This window comes from Nevskia soli (assembly GCF_903970205.1).
Taxonomy (GTDB): Bacteria; Acidobacteriota; Terriglobia; order Bryobacterales; family Bryobacteraceae; genus Bog-113.
In genome coordinates, this window is record NZ_CAJCHS010000012.1 from 1 (window position 1) to 4594 (window position 4594).

Annotated in this window: 8 protein-coding genes; all 8 read right to left on the bottom strand. The window is 59.6% G+C overall.

Annotated features, from left to right (window positions below):
- The coding region (locus H1Y01_RS00615; RefSeq protein ID WP_180538158.1) for an SDR family NAD(P)-dependent oxidoreductase at positions 1–224 on the bottom strand (224 nt) is incomplete at its 3' end.
- A 3-nt stretch (positions 225–227) separates the two neighbouring features.
- Positions 228–674, bottom strand: a complete 447-nt coding sequence (gene rplI, locus H1Y01_RS00620) for a 50S ribosomal protein L9 (protein ID WP_180538159.1) — start codon at positions 672–674, stop codon at positions 228–230.
- Between the two features lie 21 nt (positions 675–695).
- Positions 696–998, bottom strand: a complete 303-nt coding sequence (rpsR, locus tag H1Y01_RS00625) for a 30S ribosomal protein S18 (protein WP_180538160.1) — start codon at positions 996–998, stop codon at positions 696–698.
- Between the two features lie 21 nt (positions 999–1019).
- Complete coding sequence (rpsF, locus tag H1Y01_RS00630; RefSeq protein ID WP_180538161.1) at positions 1020–1439, bottom strand: 30S ribosomal protein S6; 420 nt, start codon at positions 1437–1439, stop codon at positions 1020–1022.
- A 15-nt stretch (positions 1440–1454) separates the two neighbouring features.
- Positions 1455–2018, bottom strand: a complete 564-nt coding sequence (pth, locus tag H1Y01_RS00635) for an aminoacyl-tRNA hydrolase (protein ID WP_219341150.1) — start codon at positions 2016–2018, stop codon at positions 1455–1457.
- Positions 2019–2042: 24 nt separating this feature from the next.
- The gene (locus H1Y01_RS00640) at positions 2043–2723 is read right to left on the bottom strand and encodes a 50S ribosomal protein L25 (RefSeq protein WP_180538163.1); all 681 of its coding nucleotides are present in this window, start codon (positions 2721–2723) and stop codon (positions 2043–2045) included.
- 120 nt (positions 2724–2843) lie between these two features.
- Positions 2844–3797 (bottom strand): ribose-phosphate pyrophosphokinase, encoded by a 954-nt coding sequence (locus tag H1Y01_RS00645; RefSeq protein WP_180538164.1) that lies wholly within the window; start codon positions 3795–3797, stop codon positions 2844–2846.
- A 421-nt stretch (positions 3798–4218) separates the two neighbouring features.
- The coding region (locus H1Y01_RS00650) for an aldo/keto reductase (protein ID WP_180538165.1) at positions 4219–4594 on the bottom strand (376 nt) is incomplete at its 5' end.

Consider the following 4594-nt stretch of genomic DNA (forward strand, 5'->3'; position numbering starts at 1 on the left):
AGTGTCTTAGACACCGCCGCATTGACTTCATCGGACTTTGTGATGTCGACTACCAGCGGGAACGCGTTGTCGATCGATCCGGCGACATCGCTGGCGCCGCCTGGATCCAGGTCCGCGATGCCGACGAGGGCGCCGGCGCGCGCGAGACGGCGGGCGATGGCGGCGCCGATACCGGTGGCCGCCCCCGTAACGATCGCGACTTGTCCGGTAAGCTCGAAGCTCACGGTCTAATCTTCGCGCGCGACGTGAACCTTCAGGTTCGCCGTGACCGCGCGATGCAGGCGCACCGGAACTGTGAAATCGCCGAGCGAACGGATGGGCTCTTCGAGCAGAATCTTCCGGCGATCGATGGTAAAGCCCTGCGCTTCCAGAGCATCGGCCAGATCTTTGGCGGTCACCGAGCCGAACAACTGATCGTTCTCGCCGGCGCGCTGCGTGATAGTGACGGTCTGCGCATCCAGCAGCTTCGACAGATCTTCCGATTCGTTCTGGGCTTTGGCTTCACGCTTGAGCCAGGCTTGCCGCTCCTGATCCACAATCTTCTTGTTGGATTCGGTGGCGGCCACGGCCAGGCGCTGCGGCAGCAGGAAATTGCGGGCATATCCGGCGGCGACTTTGACCACTTCGCCGCGGGCGCCGAGTTTCTCGACGTCTTCTCTTAAGATGACTTCCATGATGTCGTGATCTCCTTACACTTAAGCGGGCGACGAGAACGGCAGCAGCGCGATGTTGCGAGCCATCTTAATGGCTTCGCTCAACCGGCGCTGGTGCGGGGCGCATACGCCGGACACGCGCCGGGGAACGATTTTGCCGCGCTCGGCGATGAACGACGAGAGCATGCGCACGTCCTTGTAATTGATATCGTCGATCTTCTCGACACAGAACCGGCAAACCTTCTTGCGACGGAAGTATTGCTTCTTCTGCGTCGCGACTGCCTTATCACCGCCGGTGGGCCGTTGGGACGCGCTGACCGGTCTTCCTCCACGAGTTTCTGCCATGATGTCTCCTTAGCTCCTGACTTACTGAGCCGCGGGCATCTCGGGCCCGAGCATTTGTTGCGCAACGGACGGTTGCGGCGCGGCGGGAGCTGCACTGGCCTTGCGGCTGGCGCGTTTCTCGCGATGTTTCTTACGCTTCTCGATGCGCTTCAAATCTTCATCGATGCGCACCGTCATGAACTTGATCACAACGTCGTTGACGCGCAGGCGGCGTTCGAATTCGTGCACGGTCGGCGCCTCGGCCTGAAATTCAATCAGGACGTACTCGCCTTCGCGGTACTTGTCTACACGGTAGGCAAGCCTGCGCTTGCCCCACTTATCTACTTTGTTGACGACGCCTCCGGCATGGGTAATCACTCCCGACATCTGTTCGATGAGGTGATCGACTTCCTCCTCCGTGGCATCCGGCTTGACGATAAACAGCTCTTCGTAAATACGCATTCTTCCTCTTTTGTGTTAGCTTCCAGCGCGACGATTGAATTTCGTCATGGCCTTTTCGACGCCTTCAGCGATTACTGCACGAACCGCGTCAGCTGCGAGGCCGACCAGTTCGTCCAATTCCTTTTCCTGCTTCCGCTTAAAAGGCGAAAGCACATACTCGGCCGCGTCAGCGAGCGGGCGGCCCGGATTGATTCCCATGCGGATCCGGGCGAATTCCCGGGTTCCGAGACTTTCCACAACCGACTTAGCTCCGTTGTGCGTGCCACCGGAGCCTTTCGGCTTGATTTGCAGCGTAGGCCACGGGAGATCCAGTTCATCGAAAATCAGGATCAGATCCCGCGGCGTCAGTTCATGCTTTTCCATCAGCGGCCGCAGCGATGTGCCGCTCAGATTCATATACGTGATGGGTTTCGCCAGCATGACAGGTTGCCCCTCGATGGTTCCGGCGCCGACCAGGGCTTTGGAATCCGGGCGCGTGACGCGAATGCCGGATTGTGCAGCCAAACGGTCGATGGTCATGAAGCCCAGGTTATGCGGCGTAAAGCGATATTCCTCGCCGGGATTGCCCAGGCCTGCCACCAGAAACACTTTCGGGACGCCGGGCTACTTCTTCTTCCCGGTCTCGGCAGCGGGCGCTTCGTCTTCCTTCTTGCCCTTCTTGACGACTTCGGGCTCGGAGGTCGGAGCGGCGACATCGGCGGCGACGGCCGGTTCCTCTTCGGCCTTGAGGCCGACCACGTGAGCGATCACGGATTCGGGCGCGCTCAATAGGCGGACGCCTTCGGCCAGCTTAATGTCACTGGCGCGCTTCGATTCATTGAGCATGAGTTCGGAAACGTCGATGACGAAATTCTCGGGGATGGAATCCGGAACGCACTCGATTTCGACCTGGCGGGTAATGACTTCGAGCAGACCGCCCTGTTGTTTGACGCCCTTCGGTTCGCCCTGGGTAACGACGGGGACGGTGACGCGGAGGCGGCGGGTGAGATCGATGCGCTTCAGATCGACGTGCAGGAGGCGGCCTTTGACCGGGTCGTACTGCTCATCGACCACCATGACCGGGGACTTGTCCCCGCCGGCGATATCGAGATCGAAGATGGTATTGTGGCCGGTCTTCGAGTGGATGATGCCGAGGATTTCTTTGGGGCTGACGGCGATCGAGACGGGATCTTTAAAGGCGCCGTAGACCACGGCTGGGATGTGGCCCGCCGCGCGGGTGCGGTGAGCTTCGTTCTTGCCGCGGCCCTCACGTATGGAGGCCGCGACGACGGTATCGGTTCTCAACTTCTATATCTCCTGTCCGGGGTTTCGGCACCCCGGGAAACCGCTCGCTTACGCGCGCGGCTCAGTTAGCATCCGGCCAAGTCCGATTTACTAGCGTGGGTTGGCTGGCGCTTGACGAAACTATTCCACGTTCTCGAAGAGCACGCTAATACTGGTCTCCTCGTGAATGGACTGAATGGCGCGGGCCAACAGCGGCCCGACCGACAACGTGCGAATCTTGCTCGAATTCCTTGCCGCTTCGGACAAAGGAATCGAGTTGGAGCAAACCACCTCGCGGAGCGCCGACTTCTCGATCCGCTCAACGGCCGGCCCCGACAGCACCGCATGGGTAGCGGCCGCTGTTACCGAAGCCGCGCCTTTTGACAGCAGGGCTTCCGTCACTCCCACCAGGGTCCCGGCGGTATCGATCAAATCGTCGACCACCAGGCAGTGGGCATCTACTACATCGCCGATCACGTTCATGATCTCGGCGACATTGGCTTCCTCGCGCCGCTTGTCGATAATGGCCAGCCGCGTATTCAAACGCTTGGCCATCCCGCGCGCGCGCTCCACACCACCCGCATCCGGCGAAACCACCGTCAATTTGGGCAGATTGAGGCGCCGGTAATAGTCGATAAGCACCGGCCGGAAATACAAATGGTCCACCGGGATATCGAAAAAACCCTGGATCTGGGCCGCGTGTAAATCCAGCGCCATGATCCGGCTGGCCCCCGCGGATTCCAGAATTTTGGCTACGAGTTTGGCCGAGATCGGAACTCGCGGCTTGTCTTTCCGATCCTGACGACCGTACCCATAATAGGGTAACACCACGGTGATGCGCTCCGCGGACGACAGCTTGACGGCGTCGATCATCAACAGCAGTTCCAGCAGGTTGCGGTCGACCGGCGTGCAGGTGGGCTGCACGATGAAGACGTCGGCGCCGCGCACGTTCTCACCGAGTTGCAGGTCGATCTCGCCGTCGGAAAACTGTTTGATCCTGACGTTGCTCAGCGGCAGGCCAAGATAGGAGCACATCTCGGCGGCCAGAGGCTCGTTGGCGCGCCCGGAAAAGACCTTGATCCGGTCGGGATCCATGCCGCGGATGGGCTGCGGAGCTGCGATGGAAATTGGTTGTTCAGCGGCAATGAGGCTGGACACACGTCACCTATGTTGAATTTGCGTTGCGATTTGATTAATTCTAGCGTGTGAGGGCGTAGCGAAACAACTCGCGCCGCCGCGGTGCTTGGGAACAATCGCTGAGGTGACGGCTTTTTGTCCAGGTGGAGCAAACTCTTGCGCCGGCGATTGCCTATTGGCCTTCCGTTTACCGACTGGGCCAAGCCGATTACGAGCATTACTCCTGTTCTTGGCGCCACAGCGGGTGGAAAGAGGCAGGCCAAGGCCAACCCGGCAAATCTATCTCCTAAAGTGCTGGCTCCTCCAGTGCTGGGACGAGCTACTCATGGAAGCTGACGAATTATTTGCACATAAGATAAGAGGCCCGCGCTGGTTCGCCCTACTGCTCCACGATGTTCATCTGAAGTTCGTTCATCCGGCCGCCATGCACCTTGAACCCGGACAACGCACTGGCAATCTCGTTCATGTCTTGCGGTGTCAGTGTGAGTTTCGTAGCTCCGATGTTCTCCTGAAGGTGCTTGACCTTGCCTGTTCCGGGGATCGGGACGATGAACGGCTTCTTGGCGAGTAGCCAGGCGAGCGACAACTGCGCCGTCGTAGCGCCTTTTCTCTTTGCCAGCTCCGTGATGCGATCGACCAGCGGCTGATTCGCGGTTAGGCTTTCCGGCTGGAAACGGTCAAATCCAGCGCGCAAATCCGATTTCGGATCGAGCTTTGTCTGCGCGTCGAGCTTCTGCGTAAGATAGCCCATCCCC

Excerpts from the sequence above, each read along its gene's own strand:
- rplI (WP_180538159.1), bottom strand. The coding sequence starts at position 674 with ATGGAAGTCATCTTAAGAGAAGACGTCGAGAAACTCGGCGCCCGCGGC.
- rpsR (WP_180538160.1), bottom strand. The coding sequence starts at position 998 with ATGGCAGAAACTCGTGGAGGAAGACCGGTCAGCGCGTCCCAACGGCCC.
- rpsF (WP_180538161.1), bottom strand. The coding sequence starts at position 1,439 with ATGCGTATTTACGAAGAGCTGTTTATCGTCAAGCCGGATGCCACGGAG.
- H1Y01_RS00645 (WP_180538164.1), bottom strand. The coding sequence starts at position 3,797 with ATGGATCCCGACCGGATCAAGGTCTTTTCCGGGCGCGCCAACGAGCCT.